This window comes from Mesorhizobium sp. GbtcB19 (genome assembly GCF_019091085.1).
GTDB lineage: Bacteria > Pseudomonadota > Alphaproteobacteria > Rhizobiales > Rhizobiaceae > Mesorhizobium.
Window position 1 is genome coordinate 1 of record NZ_JAGXJY010000502.1, and the last position, 237, is coordinate 237.

General features: G+C 59.5%; 1 pseudogene. It reads right to left on the reverse strand.

Features of this window, described 5'->3' with window-relative positions:
• Positions 1-237, reverse strand: a pseudogene (locus tag KVT37_RS32840) (hypothetical protein); the annotation flags it as partial.

Sequence of the window (237 nt, forward strand, 5' to 3'; positions counted from 1 at the left end):
GGATCGGTCGGCGAAGTACCGGCGGGCGGCGACGGGTCCGGCGTCGCGTGAGCCGCATCGCAAAAACTCCTTTCGAGTTCACGCACCGTTTTCGTTGCTGCGTTCAGATCGGAAAACGATGGAGGTGAGACCAGCTTGCCTGCGACGTATACGACTTGGCTGAGGCCGAGGATTCCGAGCAACGTTTCCGGCACGGAAAATGTCGAAAGTTCGCTTATCCCGGTCGACAGAAGGGCT